Raw genomic sequence first — 15,738 nt, 5'->3', positions numbered from 1 at the left:
CCCTCGTAGTCGCGGCCGCCGAGCGCGCTCGTCGCGGTCTGGGCCTGCGCGCCGTCGTCCTGCGCGGCCGCGTCCTGACCGTTCCCGCCGTCGTCGCGCGTATCGCCCTGTGCGGAGGAATCCTGACCGTTTACGCCGTTCGAGCCGGCGGTGCCGTCGGAACCGTTCGTGGAGTCGGCGGAGCCGTCGCCCGTGGTGCCGTTCGGTTGTTGTTACCGCTTACACCGTTGTTCGCGTTCGAGTCGCCGCCGTTGGCGTTTCCATTGCCGTTATCGCTGTTGCCGCTGTCATTGCCGTTGCCGCCGTTGCCGTTCGCATCGCCGCCGGTGGAACCCGTATCGGCCACCGTCACGACGTTTCCGCCGGAACTTCCGTACGAGGAGGCGGCAGCGGCGACCACGGTGGGATCGGTGACGATCTTGCCGTCGGATACGACCGTGACCGGCGTCGTGCCGAAACCGCTGGAATCGCTTACGACACCGGCACGCATCGACGTTCCGGCCGTACCCACGGCCGAAGCCGAACAGGTAAGCGGCATGGCCGCGGCCAACACCAACGCCGTCATGCGCCGCCAGCCCATGGCCGACCTCACACGACGAACGACCCGGCGTACATGATCGAAGTTCCTCGAACCACGCAACTTCCAGGCACCTCCTCAAGGCGGTATCCGTACAATCTCTCAATACGTAGCTTCGTAGCTACAGCTATGGAAAGTGATACCCCCCCCCCCTCAGAACAAACGCTTGCACCAGCCTTATCGAACCGGTTGGAATATAAGTGGACACGCCGTAGCGGAACGTCCAATAACATATCGAAGAATCCACATCATGGACAGCCCGTGGACACGACAATCACTCCCGGTAGCAGAACCGACGGACACATGGAAACGCTTACATACCAAGGGAAGCGATCATGCCGATTGCCGGTGTCGCCACCCCCTCCAAGCCCCTCTTACCCCGGCGTTTCCTGTTCACTTTCAGAGAACTCACTGGATTTTCCAACGCAACCCTGATATTCCTCCCGTCAGCCTCCGTCACCCCCTGCACCCCCTATTGCCCCTATGCCGTCCCGACACCCACACTACGTACCGCGGCCAACCGGCCGCCCCCGATCGCCACCGCCCCGTGCCCGCACAGCGAAACACGACTTGCGCGAACCCATCCATCCGCGTATACAGTTTCCTGTCAGTTTCAGGGAAGGTGCAATTCCTTACTGGCGGTAACCCGACCCCCGGGATTCATAACGGGAAGAATCGGGAAGCCCGCGAACCGCGGAAGCGGCCGATCCGGTGAGAATCCGGAGCCAACGGTAAAAGTCCGGATGGAAGAAACGGAGAGCTCAACATGAGCGTATCTTCTGATAGCCATATCCAGTCCAAGCCGGTCGACCACGCCACCGGGACGCACGCCACGGGCGTCGCCGACTCCGGCCGCTGGTCCACCCGCCGCATCGCCGTCTACGCGCTGTTTGTCGCATTGGCGATCGTCACCAGCTTCATCGAACTGCCGATCTTCCCGGCCGCCCCGTACTTGAAGTACGATCCGTCCGGCATCGTGAGCCTCATCGCCGGCTTCGCGTTCGGACCGGCAGCAGCCGCCATCGTCTCCGTGCTCGGCTTCCTGCCGCACGCGTTCACCGACCCGTGGGGCGCCCTCATGGCGATCCTCGTCGCGCTCGCGCTCTCGCTGCCGGCGTCCGTCATCTACCGCCGCGACCGCACGCGCAAGGGCGCGATCATCGGCATCGTCGTGGGCGCGGTCGTCGCGCTCGCCGCGGCCATCCTCGGCAACCTCGTCATCACGCCGATCTACGCGCACATGACCGTCGCGCAGGTCGCCGCCATAATCGTGCCGATCCTGCTGCCGTTCAACGTGCTCAAGTTCGCGATCCACGCGGTCGTCACGTTCCTCATCTACAAGCCGATCACCAAACTGCTCGACAAGTAGTCCCGCTGCCACGGGCGGCCCGTGACCGCCCTCCCGTATCCGACATCCGCCCCGGCGGTGTGCGTCGCAAGACATGTATCCCGGCAAGGCCGTGCCATGACGAAGCCATGGCACGGCCGTCGCCGTTTTCGCACCCCTCGCACCACCGCCCGGAACCGACCGTCCCGACACACTCCCACTCCCACACCCTCATAAGGACCATCGACGTGAACCTCGCCGAACTCGACCACATCCGCTTCAGCTACGACGGCGGCGCCACCTGGGCGCTCGACGACGCCTCCCTGACCGTGCACGAGGGCGACTATGTGGCACTCACCGGCGCGAACGGCTCCGGCAAATCGACGCTCGCTCGTCTCATCGCCGGTCTCGCCGCCCCCGACACCGGTACCGTGATCCTGCTCGGCCACACCGTCTTCTCCCCCGCCGGCCCCGACGCGGACGCCTACCGCGCGGCCCGCCGCGGCATCGGCGCCGTGTTCCAGAACCCCGAGGACCAGCTCGTCACCACCGTGCTCGAAGACGACGTGGCGTTCGGACCGGAGAATCTCGGCATACCGCGCGACGGCGACGGCGGCAACGGCAACGGCATTGGCAACGGCGACGACAACGGCCGCGGCGACGACGGCAACGGCCGCGGCAGCGACGGCGACGGCGACGACAATGGCAACAGCGATGGCAATGACAACGGCCGCGGCCGCGGCGGCATCGGCGAACGCATCGCCGAATCATTGCACGCCGTGCGGTTGGACGATATGCGCCGCGCGAACCCGATCCGCATGAGCGGCGGCCAGCAGCAGCGCGCCGCCATCGCCGGCATGCTCGCCATGCGACCGCGGCTGCTCGTGCTCGACGAGCCGACCGCCATGCTCGACCCGCTGGCGCGGCGCGAGGTGATGGACGTGCTCGACGAACTGCACGCCGCCGGCACGACCATCGTCCACGTGACCCACCATCCCGACGAGATCGCCCGGGCCCGCCGAATCATACGCCTAGAACACGGCCAAGTAGCAGATGTCTCCGGCACACTCCCCTCGCCCCCGCCGGCGGGGGCTCCCGCGCAGCGGGTGGGGGTGGTCTTGCAACAGACGACGCACTCCCCTGCCGCCGGCATCATGCTCTCCGTCTCCCACGTCTCCTACGCCTACGCCGGCGGCGACGGGCCGATCCTCGACGACGTGTCGCTTGCCGTCCGCCGTGGTGAGACGGTCGCGCTGATGGGCGCGAACGGTTCCGGCAAGTCGACGCTGCTGCGTCTCATCTGCGCGCTCGCCAAACCGGATTCCGGTTCGATCACGGTGGATGGCATCCGCGTCGAGAAGGCGAAACGGCGTGATCTGGCCGTGCTGCGGCGCACGGTGGGACTTGTCATGCAGCATCCGGAACGCCAGCTGTTCGCCGACACGGTGCGCGATGATGTGGCGTATGGTCCCACAAACCAGGGGTTGCCGCAGGCCGAAATCGATGCGCGCGTCGACGAGGCGTTGCGCATCGCGCGCATGGACGGTCTCGCCGACCGTTCCCCGTTCGACCTGTCGGGCGGGCAGCAGCGGCTCGCCGCCATCGCCGGCGTCGTCGCATGCCGGCCGAAGCTGCTGGTCATGGACGAGCCGACCGCGGGTCTCGACGCGGATGCGCGCGAACGCGTCTATCGTCTCGTCGACGATCTCAAGGCGCGCGGCGTGACCGTGCTCGTCGTCACGCACAGTCATACGGAGGCCCGTCGCATGGCGGACCGCATCGTCGACATGGTGTCGTTGTCCGGCGCAGGCGGGACCGACACGCATGCCGCGCTCGGCATCCCCGCCGGCAAGAATGCTCCGGAAAACGTTTCACGAGACGTTTCACAACGCGTTTCACGGAATGTTTCACGCAGCGTCTCCCATACGGCCGCGAAATCCTCCCCCATCGCACGCCTCGACCCGCGTGTCAAGATGGTGGCGTTCCTCGTCGCCATGTTCTCCGCGTTCGCGATCGGGAACGCATGGCAGCTGCTGCTCGGCGCGGCATTCACCGTGGGCGTGACGGCAGCCGCACGCCTCCGGCCCGCGCGGCTGCTCGGCTCGGTGAGGATGTTCCTCGGCCTGTTCGCGATGATGGGTCTGCTCAACATGTTCTTCGTGCGCACCGGCTCCACGCTGTTCACGGTCGGCCCCATCCCCGTGACGGACGACGGCGTGGCCACGGCCGTGCTGTACACGTGCCGTTTCGCGCTCGTCATCATTCTGGGTGCCGTGTTCCTCGCGACGACCACACCCACGGCGATCACCGACGCGTTCGCCTCGCTGCTCTCGCCGTTGCACCGGCTCGGCGTGCACACGCAGGAGATCGCGCTCGTGTTGAGTCTCGCCCTGCGGTTCATCCCCACATTGGCCGTGGAGGCGCAGGCCGTGGCGGACGCGCAGGCGGCGCGCGGCGGTTCGATCGAGACCGGGTCTCTGCCGCAGCGGGTGAAGGCGATGACGTCGATCATCGTCCCGATCTTCGCCGGCGCGCTGCGCCACGCGGACAATCTCTCGCTCGCGCTGGACGCCCGCTGCTATGAGGAGGGCGTGCGTCGCACGCATTGGCGGGTGATGCGCGTCTCCGCACGCGACGTGGCGTTCATCGCCATGCTCGTGTTGTATCTCATCGCACTCGTCGCGCTGGCCATACTCCCCGGTCTCATCTGACACGGTGCTCATCTGATACGGTGCTCATCCGCTACGCCATCGGCACCATTTTCCCCCTGTCAATCACTTCTTAGGCACATCCAACGTTTCTTAGGTAGGTGGAAGTCCAAACCCCGGCCGGGAATTCCTGTAATCAGCCCCTATTCCCCGGCAAACACCTACCTAAGAAGTGCGGAATGTACCTAAGAAGTACGAAGCATGCCGGAGGGGAGCCGCAAACCGCCCATCTCAGTCGTTCCGGGCGGCATCCGCCGGCACATAGCGGCGCAGCAGCGTGGTGATGACGACGGCGAGCGCGGCGAAGACGGCGCCGAACGGGCCGAGCCAGGTGAGTCCCAGATGGTCGTTGACGAGTCCGCCGACCGCGGAGCCGATGGCGATGCCGATGTTGAAGCTCATCGAGTTGAGTGAGGCGGCGAGATTCATCGAACCCGGGTGCGACTGGGCGGCGACGTCCATGTACAGCACCTGCGACGACGAGTTGAACAGGTACATCATCATGCCGAGGGCGACAAGCAGGATCGCACCGTACACGGGAACGACGGGTGCGAGCGCGAGCGAGGCGAGCAGTATGGTGTGCAGGCAGAAGACGGGGCGCGTGTGCACGAGCGGTTCGACGCCGCGGCCGCGTTCGGCGAGCTTGCCGCCGTACAGGTTGCTCCACAGGCAAGCGACGCCGTACAGGACGAGCCCGATGCTCACGTATTGTTCGGGCACGCCGATCTCGTCGCGCATGATCGGCGTCAGATACGTGTAGAACACGTAGCTGGAGGCCGCGCCGCACACGACGGTGAGCACACCGCCCCAGATGCGGTGGTCGAAGAAGAGGCGGAACTGGCGCAGGAAGCCGATGGTCACCGGGTGCGAGTTGCGCGGCAGGACGAGGAACATGAGCACTATGAGCGCGGCGGTGGCGGCGGTGATGATGAGGAACGTGATGCGCCAGCTGAACGTGTTCGCCACCCACGTGCCGAACGGCACGCCGACGACGGAGGCGATGGAGAACCCGGAGAACACCCATGCGATGAACTTGGTGCGGTATTTGTCGGTGGTGACGTCGGGCGCGTAGGTCATGGCGATGGCGACGAGCGTGCCGGAGACGAGCGCGATCATGATGCGCGCGACCAGCAGGACGGCGTAGTTGGGCGCGAGCGCGCACAGCAGGTTGCCGGCGAGGAAGACGCCCATGAGCGTCAGATAGGTCGCGAAGCGCGGGAAACGCGCGGAGATGGCGGAACCGAGCGGCGTGACCGGCGCGTAGACGAACGCGAACAGGGCGACGAGGTTGCCGACGGTCACTTCGGAGACGTTGAGTCCCTGCGCGATGTCGGGTAGGATGCCGACGACCACGAATTCGCTCATGCCGAGCATGAAGCTCGCGAGGATGAGGATCGTGACCGGCAGGTTGAAGAAGCGGTCGGATCGGGGTGAAACCGGTTTCTTTTCAGGGGCCGTCGTGGGGCGTGGAGTATTCGTCATGCGTCTGGTTCTTCCTCGTCGTGATGTTCCATGTGCATGCTATTGGCCCAGCCCTACAACAACGCACCCATGACACGCAGAGGGGGTCTTCCGGACGATCAATCCGGAAGACCCCCTCCAATGCGGTCGGGAGGCGGAACAGCGCGTATCGCGATGCCGCTCCCCTCCCCGCAGGCGCTACAGCTTCGGCAGATACTTCTTGAGCTCGAACGGCGTGACCTGCTGGTTGTACTCCTCCCACTCCTGACGCTTGTTGCGCAGGAAGTAGTTGAACGCGTGTTCGCCGAGCACGTCCGCCACAAAATCGGACTTCTCCATGATCTTCAGCGCGGAGCCGAGCGAACGCGGCAGCGGTTCGATGCCCATGGACTGGCGCTCCTCGTCGGTGAGTTCCCACACGTCGTCGCTCGTCGGTTCGGCCAGCGTCATCTGCTTCTCGATGCCGTCGAGGCCGGCGGCCAGCAGCACCGAGTACGCGAGGTACGGGTTGGCGACCGGGTCGAGACCGCGGAACTCCATGCGCGCCGAATTGCCCTTGCCGGGCTTGTACTGCGGGATGCGCAGCAGCGCGGAACGGTTGTTGTGGCCCCAGCAGATGTAGCTCGGCGCCTCGTTGCCGCCCCACAGACGCTTGTACGAGTTCACGTACTGGTCGGTGACCGCGCAGATCTCCGCCGCATGGTGGAGAATGCCGGCGGCGAACTGGCGGGCGGTCAGGGACATGTTGAACTCCTGGCCGGCCTCATAGAACGCGTTCGCGTCACCCTCGAACAGGCTCAGATGCGTGTGCATGCCGGAGCCGGGCGCGTCGGCCAAGGGCTTAGGCATGAAGCTCGCGTGGATGCCGCGTTCCAGCGAAATCTCCTTGACCACGGTGCGGAACGTCATGATGTTGTCGGCCGTGGTGAGCGCGTCCGCATACCGCAGGTCGATCTCGTTCTGGCCGGGGCCCGCCTCGTGATGCGAGTACTCCACCGAGATGCCCATCTGTTCGAGCATGTTCACGGTGGCGCGGCGGAAGTCCATGCCGGGGCTGCGCGGCACGTGGTCGAAGTAGCCGCCCTCGTCGATTGGCGTCGGCGCCTTCGACCAGTCCTCCTGCTGTTCGAACAGGTAGAACTCCATTTCGGGGTGCACGTAGAACGTGAAGCCCTTCTCCTTCGCCTTGGCGAGCGAACGCTTCAGCACGTGGCGCGGATCGCCGAGGCTCGGCTCGCCGTCCGGGGTGAGCACGTCGCAGAACATGCGGGCCGTCCCCTGCGGTCCGCCGCGCCACGGCAGGATCTGGAAGGTGGAGGGGTCGGGCTTGACGATCATGTCGTCCTCGGACACGCGCGTCATGCCCTCGATGGCCGAACCGTCGAATCCAAGCCCCTCCTCGAACGCAGCCTCCAGTTCCGCCGGCGCGATGGCCACGGACTTCAGCGTGCCGAGCACGTCCGTGAACCATAGACGAATGAAGCGCACGTCGCGTTCCTCGACGGTGCGCAGGGCGAACTCCTGTTGCTTATCCATAGTGCCCAATCCTCACACCCACGTGTTAGGGCTTTGTTACCTCGGCGCACGTCACGCTACAGTGGTGCGCATGAGCGAAGCTGCACAAGACCATCTCACCCCGTCCGCCAATCCTCCCGTCGACGTCACGTCTTGGAAGCGGGCCGACTCCCCCCGCGAGCGTTCGCGCGCCGGCATCGCCGCCCGCGCGAAGGCGCCGCTCGAATCGCACGCCGTCTGGCAGGTGCGTTCCGGCCGCCGCGAGGCGATCGCGCTGCTCGAGGAGCAGTCCGCGATCCGCGTGCCCGATCTGATCCCGCTGCGTTACAAGCGCATGAGCGCCAGCCCGTTCACGTTCTACCGCGGCACGGTGCTCATCATGACGAACGATCTGGCGACCACGCCGGTCACCGGCATCCCCGTGCAGTGCGTGGGCGACGCGCATATCGGCAATTTCGGCATCTTCCGCTCCCCCTCCGCACGTCTCGTGTTCGACATCAACGACTTCGACGAGACGGCGACCGGACCGTGGGAATGGGATCTCAAACGTCTCGCCGTGTCGGTGGAGATCTGCGGCCGGGCGAACAAGCTCAAGGAGAAGGACATCCGCAACGCCGTGCTCCAATGCACGCGCGAATACCGCGAACGCATCAAATGGTTCTCCGAAATGGATTATCTCGACGCTTGGTACGAGCATCTCGACGTGGAGGAGACGCTCGACCGGTTCGAGACGACCGGCGGCGGCAAGCGCAACGGCACGCTGCGTCAGGCCGCGATGAAGGCGCTGCTCAAAGACAACGACGCGGCCGCCGCGAAACTCTGCCGACTCAAGGACGGCAAGCTGAGGTTCAAGTCGAATCCGCCCGAACTCGTGCCGATCAACGAGCTCGACAGCTACGCGGACCTCGACGCGCTGCAGGCCCGTCTCGACACGCTGTTCGAGAACTACCGCCATTCCCTGTACGAGGACCGACGCTGGGTGTTCGACCATTTCCGCTATCAGGATGCGGCGCGCAAGGTCGTGGGCGTCGGCTCCGTGGGACAGCGCGCCTGGGCGAGCGTGTGGATCGCGCGCGACATCGACGATCCGATGATGATCCAGATGAAGGAGGCCACGCATTCGGTGCTGGAACACTACTGCGGCGCCTCCCCGTACGCGACGCACGGCGAACGCGTGGTGCAGGGCCAGAAGCTCATCCAGTCCACGGCGGACGTGCTGCTCGGCTGGACGAGCTTCCTCGCCGAGGACGGCAAGAAGCGCGACTACTACGTGCGCCAGCTGTGGAACGGCAAAGGGTCGATCGACATCGACAACCTCAACGCGACCGCGTTGTCCGATCTGGCGCGCATGTGCGCCTGGTGCCTCGCGCACGCGCACGCGCGCACCGGCGACTCGATCGCGATCGCGAACTATCTGGGCGGCTCCGACGAGTTCGATCAGGCGATCGCCTCGTTCGCCGTCAGCTACGCGGAACAGAACGACGAGGACTACGCCGTCTTCAAGAAGATGATCAAAAAAGGCCAGCTCCCCTGCGCATAAAAGAACCGCTCCCGCCGACGGAAGTCATTGCGCTCCCGCCCACGGAAGTCATTGCGCTCCCGCCCACGGAAGACATTCCGCTCCCGCTGGCGGGAGCTGGCTCGCGAAGCGAGACTGAGGGTGGTCACGGTCACCCCGAAACCACCCTCAGTCGACTTCGTCGACAGCTCTCGCCAGCGGGAGCACGGACCACCCGGCCTCTACTTCGCGACCTCAAGCGCCTCTTCGAGCGTGAACGCGCGCGCGTAGAGCGACTTGCCGAGGATCGCGGAGTCGACGCCGAGCTCGGCGAGCTCGCGGATATTGCGCAAATCGTCGAGCTTGGAGATGCCGCCGGAGGCGGTCACCTTCGCGTCGGTGCGCTCGGCGACCTCGCGCAGCAGGTCGAGGTTCGGCCCGCTCATCATGCCGTCGCGCGCGACGTCGGTGACGACGTAGCGCGAGCATCCGGCGTCGTCGAGCATCTTCATCGTTTCGAATAGGTCGCCGCCTTCGCGCGTCCAGCCGCGCGCGGCGAGCGTGTGCCCGCGCACGTCGAGACCGACGGCCACGCGGTCGCCGTATTTCGCGATCGCCTTACGGGTCCATTCCGGATTCTCGAGCGCGGCGGTGCCGATGTTGACGCGGGCGGCGCCGGCTTCGAGCGCGGCGTCGAGCGACGCGTCGTCGCGCACGCCGCCGGACATCTCGATGTTGACGCGATTGCCGAGTTCGTGGACGATCTCGCGCAGCTGGGCGCGGTTGTCGCCGGTGCCGAACGCGGCGTCGAGGTCGACGAGGTGGATCCATTCCGCGCCGGATTCGACCCACGTGCGCGCCGCCTCGAGCGGCGAGCCGTAGTCGGTTTCGGAGCCGGATTCGCCTTGGCGCAGGCGCACGGCCTTGCCGTCGCGCACGTCGACGGCGGGAAGCAGGGTGAGTGACATGATGGGAGCCTTTCTCGGGGATTGGTACGGTTGACGAGATGGACGTGACGGCGCGGCCGACCGCGATGGTGACCGGCGACAACCGGCAATTACCGGCAACAACCGGTCAGAACGTGGCGATCCAGTTCTTCAGAAGCTGCGCGCCCGCGTCACCGGATTTCTCCGGGTGGAACTGCGTGGCGGACAGCGGTCCGCGCTCGTAGGCGGCGACGAACCGGCTGCGGCCATACGTGCACCAGGTGACGTGCTGCTCGTCCGTGATGTCGATCTGAAGCCCGGACAGATCCTTCGCCGTCGCCTCATGCGCGGCGTAGGAGTGGACGAAGTAGAAGCGTTCGCCTTCCACGCCCTTGAGCAGCGTGGAACCTTCCGCGCCTTCGACCGTGTCCCAGCCCATGTGCGGTACGACGTCCGCGTCGAGCGGGTCGACGGAACCGCCGATCAGTCCGACGCCGGCGGCGTTCTCGCCGTGCTCGTGACCGGTCTCGAACATCACCTGCTCGCCGACGCATACGCCGAGCACCGGGCGTCCTGCGCGCAGACGGTCGACGATCACGCGATCGCCCTGCACGTGGCGCAGACCCTCCATGCAGGCGGCGAACGCGCCGACGCCGGGCACGACGAGACCGTCGGCCTCAAGCGCCTGCCGATAGTCGGAGGTGAGCGTGGTGTCCACGCCGAGTCGGGCGAGCGCGCGCACCATGGAGCGCACGTTGCCGAAACCATAATCGAATACGACCGCAGTGGTCATGGTTCGTTCTCCTTCACTGCTGTTGCGGCGATGCCGTATCCCCGTCGGCCCGGGCCGCGGGGATGCGGCGGTCAGTCGATGCTGGAGCCGCGGGTGGATCCGCCGCGCCCCATGCGCGTATGGTCGGCGATCACCTTCATCGCCTGATCGTGGTCCATGCTCCCCGAGTCGACCACTTCGAAGCCTTTCGTCTCCAACTGCGCGACAGTGGTGATGCCGAGCATGAGATCCTCCACGAACCGCGGCGTCGAGTTGAACAGGATCGGCGGGGCGAGCGTGGAGCCCGCCTGTCCGCCCGCGTACAGGGTGACTTCGAGCTTGTCGGCGCGGTTGACGCCGAGTACGACGCTCATCCCGCCGACGACGGTGGTGATGTCGCGCGCCGCGGCCTCGGGCGCGTCACCGTCGAGATTGCGCAGCACGGCGACGGCGCCCTGATTGGAGCCGATGCAGTCGGCGGAGACGTCGGACAGCTGGCAGAACGCGGCGAGCAGCTGCGCCGACGCGATACGCGTGACGAGCGCCGCCATCTTCGCCTTGTTGCCCAGCAGACCCTCAAGCGCGTCCTCGAAGCCCGTCGACGGGTCGATCGAGGAGGCGTCGTCGGGGATGTCGATGCCGTCGATGTCCGGCAGGTCGCCGTCGGATGCGACGCCGTCACCGGAATCGCCGGATGCGCCGGAACCACCGGCACTGCTCTCCTGCGCGAACTCCTTCTCGAAGCCTTCCATCGCCTTGGCGATGTCGTCGTCGGAAAGATGACCGTCGTCCGAGCCGAAACCGTCGAAACCGTCGGGGCCGAGGTTTTTGTCGTCGTCCCAGCCGGACATCACAGCGATCCCTTCGTGCTCGGAATCAGGCCCTCGATGCGCGGATCGGGTTCGACGGCGAACCGCAGCGCACGCGCGAACGCCTTGAACTCGGCTTCGGCGATGTGATGCGGGTCGCGGCCGGCGAGCACCTGCAGGTGCAGGCAGATGCCGGCGTGCAGCGCGATCGACTCCATGACGTGACGCACGAGCGAGCCGGTGAAATGGCCGCCCATCATGCAGTATTCGTAGCCTTCCGGCTCGCCGGTGCACACCACGTACGGACGGCCGGAGATGTCGACGACGGCCTTGGCGAGCGCCTCGTCGAGCGGCACGGTGGCGTCAGCGAAGCGGCGGATGCCGCGCTTGTCGCCGAGCGCCTGCTTCAGCGCCTCGCCGAACACGATGGCCGTGTCCTCGACGGTGTGGTGCACGTCGATGTCGGTGTCTCCGTGCGCGTGGATCTTCAAATCGATGAGCGAATGCTTGCCGAGCGCGTTCATCATGTGGTTGTAGAACGGCACGGAGGTGTCGATGTCGGTCTGACCGGTGCCGTCGAGGTTCAGTTCGAGGTCGATGTGCGACTCGCTGGTCTCACGGACGATGTGCGCGGTGCGCGCCATGGTGTTGCTCCTTCGGAAAGTTGCGGGAAAGTCTGCGTTGCGACGTGGTGATGTCGGGACGTTGCTCGCCTGACGTCATTCGGCTTCCACGATGCGCAGGGTCTCGGCGAGGGCGTCGCGGAATCGCGCCATCTCCTCGTCGGTGCCCATGCATACGCGCAGCCAGCCGTCCGGGCCGACGACGCGGATGAGCACGCCGCGCTTCAGCAGTTCGTCGAAGATCGCGTCGCGCTTGTCGAAGTGCCCGCCGAACAGCAGGAAGTTCGAGCCGGATTCGGCGACTTCGAGGTGCACGCCCTTGTAGGTCTGCTCCTTGAGCCATGCGGCGGTCGCCTCGCGCGTCTCGCGCAGGTGGCCGACGCGGCTCAGCTGTTCGTCGGTGTGTTCGAACGCGGCGAGGGCGGCGGCCTGCGTGACGGCCGACAGATGGTACGGCATGCGCACGATGCGCACGCAGTCGATGATGCCCTTGGACGCGGCGAGATAGCCGACGCGCGCGCCGGCGAAGGCGAACGCCTTGCTCATCGTGCGGCTGACGGCCAGATTCGGATGGTCCTTGATGAGGCTCACGGCGCTCGGCGTGCCGGGGTTGCGGAATTCCACATACGCCTCGTCGATGACGAGAATCGGGTGCACACCTTCGCCGGCGCCCTCCACCTCGGCGGTCTCGCAGGCGGCGAGGATGCGCTCGATGTCCTCCATCGGCAACGGCGTGCCGGTCGGGTTGTTCGGGCTGGTGAGCAGCACCATGGACGGCTTGACCTCGTGGATCGCCTCGATGGTCTTCTCCACGTTGAGCGTGAAGTCCTCGTTGCGGTGGGCGAGCTTCCAGCCGGTGAACGTGTCGCGCGCATACTCCGGGTACATCGAGTACGTGGGGTCGGCGCCGAGCGCGGTGCGGCCCGGACCGCCGAACGCCTGGAACAGCTGGAGCATGATCTCGTTGGAGCCGTTCGCGCCCCACAGTTCGTCCACGTCGAGACGCGTGCCGGATTCGCGGGCGAGATAGTCGCTGAACGCCTGACGCAGTTCGACGTGCTCACGATCCGGGTAACGGTTCAGCGTGGGCGCGATCTCGCGCACGCGGCGGGCGATCGTGTCGCAGACGGTCGGATCGGGGGCGTACGGGTTCTCGTTGACGTTGAGGCAGACGGGCACGTCGAGCTGCGGCGCGCCGTACGGCTCCTCGCCGATCAGATCGTTCCTGAGGGGCAGGTTCGAGGGGATGGCACTCACAGCAGACCAGCTTCCTTCTCCTGCTCGCGCAGGGTCGCCTTGTCGTACGGGTCCTTGACGAAGCGGGACAGCACGCACTCGCCGTGGGCGGGCAGGTCCTCGGAGACGGCGAACGCGTTGATGCGCGCCGCGAGAGTCTTCAGGCCCTCCTCGTCGTATTCGATGACCTCGACGGGCTTCATGAACGTGTGCACGCCGAGGCCGGCGGCGAAACGGGCGGTGCCGCCGGTGGGCAGCACGTGGTTGGAGCCGGACATGTAGTCGCCGAGCGGCACCGGCGAGTAGGGGCCGCGGAAGATGGCGCCAGCGTTCTTGATGCGCTTGACGACCTCGTCCGCGTTCGCGGTCTGGATCTCGAGGTGTTCGGCCGCGTAGGCGTTGGCCGCGTCGATGGACTGGTCGAGACCGTCGGTGAGGACGATGGCGGACTGCGTGCCGGACAGGGACGTGTGGACGCGTTCGGCATGCTCGGTGCGCGGCACGCGGTAGTTCAGGTTCTCCTGCACCTTCTCGGCGAGCTCCGGCGAATCGGTGAACAGCACGGAGCCGGCGAGCTCGTCATGCTCGGCCTGGCCGATGAGGTCGGCGGCCACGAGGCTCGGGTTCGCGTCCTTGTCGGCGATGATGCCGATCTCGGTGGGGCCGGCGACAGCGTCGATGCCGACGAACGCGGAGACGAGGGACTTGGCGGTGGCGACGAAGATGTTGCCCGGGCCGGTGATCTTGTCGACCGGATCGCACAGCACGGCGCCATCCTGCGGCTCGGAGCCCTTCGCGCCGTAGGCGAACATGGCGATGGCCTGGGCGCCGCCCACCGCGTACACCTCCTTGACGCCGAGGATGGCGCAGGTGGCGAGGATGGTCTTGTTCGGCAGGCCCTTGTCGTTGTCGCGGGCCGGCGGGGTCGCGATGGCGAGGGATTCGACGCCGGCGGCCTGCGCGGGCACGGCGTTCATGATGACGGAGCTCGGGTACACGGCCTTGCCGCCGGGCACGTACAGGCCGACGCGCTGGATTGGGATCCAGCGTTCGGCGACGCGGGCGCCGGGCGCGAGATCGGTGTGGAAGTCCTTCGGCACCTGGTTGGCGGCGACGGCGCGGGCGCGGCGCACGGACTCCTCGATGGCGGCGCGTACTTCCGGGTCGAGCGTGGTGAGCGCATCCTGGATGGCCTCTTCGGGCACGCGGAGGTGCTCGGGGCGCACGTGGTCGAACTTCTCCTCGAAGTCGCGCAGGGCGGCCGCGCCACGCTCCTTGACGTCGTCGAGGATAGGACGCACCAGATCGGTGGCCTCGGAGGTGCCCATTGCGGCGCGCGGCATCGCGGCCAACAGTTCGGCACGGGACAGGACTTGACCGCGAAGGTCGATGATTCGCATGATGTTCTCGCTCATAACAGCCCATCGTAACAACGGCAACGGCTGGAATGACGGGCGATGTCCACTTTTCGCCCGTGTGGTGAGACGTGTCCGGGTATGCGTGGACCCCCGGGAGCCGTGTGGCTCGACCGGGGGTCCTGTTCGTTGTGGTGCGGCGGCGTGCTACTCTCCCACATCCTCTCGGGTGCAGTACCATCGCCGTGCCAGGTCTTAGCTTCCGGGTTCGGAATGGGACCGGGCGTCTCTCCTGGGCTATGACCGCCGCAAATCTTCAATTGTGGGGCGAGGTGCTCTCGCTTCCTCGTGTGTCCCCTCGGGCTGGTGGTTTGGGGACCGGATGGTGGACGCTATGCTGATCGTCTTGTCGTGACGTCACGGTTGCTCCGTGTCGCGTGTATTCGCAGAAAGAGGTCGATGCCGTCCCAACATGGTTGGGATGTGTGTGTCGCGCTTCCCCGTTAGTACCGGTCGGCTCCACCCCTCGCGGGGCTTCCACGTCCGGCCTATCGACCACGTGTTCTACATGGGGGGTCACGGCTCCGAAGAGCCAGGGAATACTTATCTTGGAGCGGGCTTCCCGCTTAGATGCTTTCAGCGGTTATCCCTTCCGAACGCAGCCAACCGGCGGTGCCACTGGCGTGACAACCGGCGTACCGGAGGTTCGTCCACCCAGGTCCTCTCGTACTATGGGCAGGTCTCCTCAGTATTCCGACGAGCGCAGAGGATAGAGACCAAACTGTCTCACGACGTTCTGAACCCAGCTCGCGTGCCGCTTTGATCGGCGAACAGCCGAACCCTTGGGACCTGCTCCAGCCCAGCATGCGACGAGCCGACATCGAGGTGCCAAACCAYTCGTCGATATGGACTCTTGGGAATGATCAGCCTG

At 66.1% G+C, this 15,738-nt stretch carries 12 protein-coding genes, 2 rRNA genes and 1 riboswitch; of the genes, 3 read left to right on the top strand and 11 right to left on the bottom strand.

The window, feature by feature from the left end; translation table 11 throughout:
• Positions 1–130: 130 nt before the first annotated feature.
• Positions 131–565 (bottom strand): hypothetical protein, encoded by a 435-nt coding sequence (locus BSTEL_RS11430; protein WP_156963200.1) that lies wholly within the window; start codon positions 563–565, stop codon positions 131–133.
• Between the two features lie 617 nt (positions 566–1,182).
• Positions 1,183–1,336: riboswitch (FMN riboswitch) on the top strand.
• A gap of 7 nt (positions 1,337–1,343) precedes the next feature.
• Between BSTEL_RS11430 and BSTEL_RS06480 the strand changes: the two genes are divergently transcribed.
• Entirely contained in the window at positions 1,344–1,946 is a 603-nt protein-coding gene (locus tag BSTEL_RS06480) for an ECF transporter S component (RefSeq protein ID WP_034528552.1), read from the top strand.
• A 206-nt stretch (positions 1,947–2,152) separates the two neighbouring features.
• A complete protein-coding gene (locus tag BSTEL_RS06475) occupies positions 2,153–4,615 on the top strand; it encodes an energy-coupling factor transporter ATPase (RefSeq protein WP_238567644.1) in 2,463 nt (820 codons plus the stop codon).
• A 228-nt stretch (positions 4,616–4,843) separates the two neighbouring features.
• Here the strand turns inward: BSTEL_RS06475 and BSTEL_RS06470 are convergent, their stop codons facing one another.
• On the bottom strand, positions 4,844–6,094 hold the full coding sequence (locus BSTEL_RS06470) for an MFS transporter (protein WP_051922915.1): 1,251 nt from the start codon (positions 6,092–6,094) through the stop codon (positions 4,844–4,846).
• 177 nt (positions 6,095–6,271) lie between these two features.
• Positions 6,272–7,609, bottom strand: coding sequence for a type I glutamate--ammonia ligase (gene glnA, locus BSTEL_RS06465; protein ID WP_034528550.1), 1,338 nt, complete (start codon positions 7,607–7,609; stop codon positions 6,272–6,274).
• Positions 7,610–7,679: 70 nt separating this feature from the next.
• Between glnA and BSTEL_RS06460 the strand changes: the two genes are divergently transcribed.
• Entirely contained in the window at positions 7,680–9,128 is a 1,449-nt protein-coding gene (locus BSTEL_RS06460) for a DUF2252 domain-containing protein (protein WP_034528548.1), read from the top strand.
• Between the two features lie 200 nt (positions 9,129–9,328).
• On the opposite strand, the gene priA is transcribed toward BSTEL_RS06460, so the two are convergent.
• The 8 genes from priA to BSTEL_RS06420 form a co-directional block, all read right to left on the bottom strand.
• Positions 9,329–10,054, bottom strand: coding sequence for a bifunctional 1-(5-phosphoribosyl)-5-((5-phosphoribosylamino)methylideneamino)imidazole-4-carboxamide isomerase/phosphoribosylanthranilate isomerase PriA (priA, locus tag BSTEL_RS06455; RefSeq protein ID WP_034528546.1), 726 nt, complete (start codon positions 10,052–10,054; stop codon positions 9,329–9,331).
• A gap of 106 nt (positions 10,055–10,160) precedes the next feature.
• Complete coding sequence (gene hisH / locus BSTEL_RS06450) at positions 10,161–10,805, bottom strand: imidazole glycerol phosphate synthase subunit HisH (protein WP_034528545.1); 645 nt, start codon at positions 10,803–10,805, stop codon at positions 10,161–10,163.
• Positions 10,806–10,876: 71 nt separating this feature from the next.
• Entirely contained in the window at positions 10,877–11,635 is a 759-nt protein-coding gene (locus tag BSTEL_RS06445; protein WP_034528543.1) for a hypothetical protein, read from the bottom strand.
• Positions 11,635–12,237 (bottom strand): imidazoleglycerol-phosphate dehydratase HisB, encoded by a 603-nt coding sequence (gene hisB / locus BSTEL_RS06440; protein WP_034528542.1) that lies wholly within the window; start codon positions 12,235–12,237, stop codon positions 11,635–11,637. The genes BSTEL_RS06445 and hisB overlap by 1 nt, the downstream gene beginning before the upstream one ends.
• Before the next feature lie 75 nt (positions 12,238–12,312).
• Positions 12,313–13,473, bottom strand: coding sequence for a histidinol-phosphate transaminase (locus BSTEL_RS06435; protein WP_034528540.1), 1,161 nt, complete (start codon positions 13,471–13,473; stop codon positions 12,313–12,315).
• On the bottom strand, positions 13,470–14,867 hold the full coding sequence (hisD, locus tag BSTEL_RS06430) for a histidinol dehydrogenase (protein ID WP_034528538.1): 1,398 nt from the start codon (positions 14,865–14,867) through the stop codon (positions 13,470–13,472). Before hisD ends, BSTEL_RS06435 begins: the two co-directional genes overlap by 4 nt.
• A gap of 134 nt (positions 14,868–15,001) precedes the next feature.
• A 5S ribosomal RNA gene (gene rrf / locus BSTEL_RS06425) occupies positions 15,002–15,118 on the bottom strand.
• Between the two features lie 172 nt (positions 15,119–15,290).
• Positions 15,291–15,738 (bottom strand): 23S ribosomal RNA (locus BSTEL_RS06420); the annotation flags it as partial.

The sequence above is a fragment of the Bifidobacterium stellenboschense genome, from assembly GCF_000741785.1.
Classification (GTDB): Bacteria; Actinomycetota; Actinomycetes; order Actinomycetales; family Bifidobacteriaceae; genus Bifidobacterium; species Bifidobacterium stellenboschense.
This window is presented reverse-complemented; position numbering and strand designations above follow the sequence as displayed.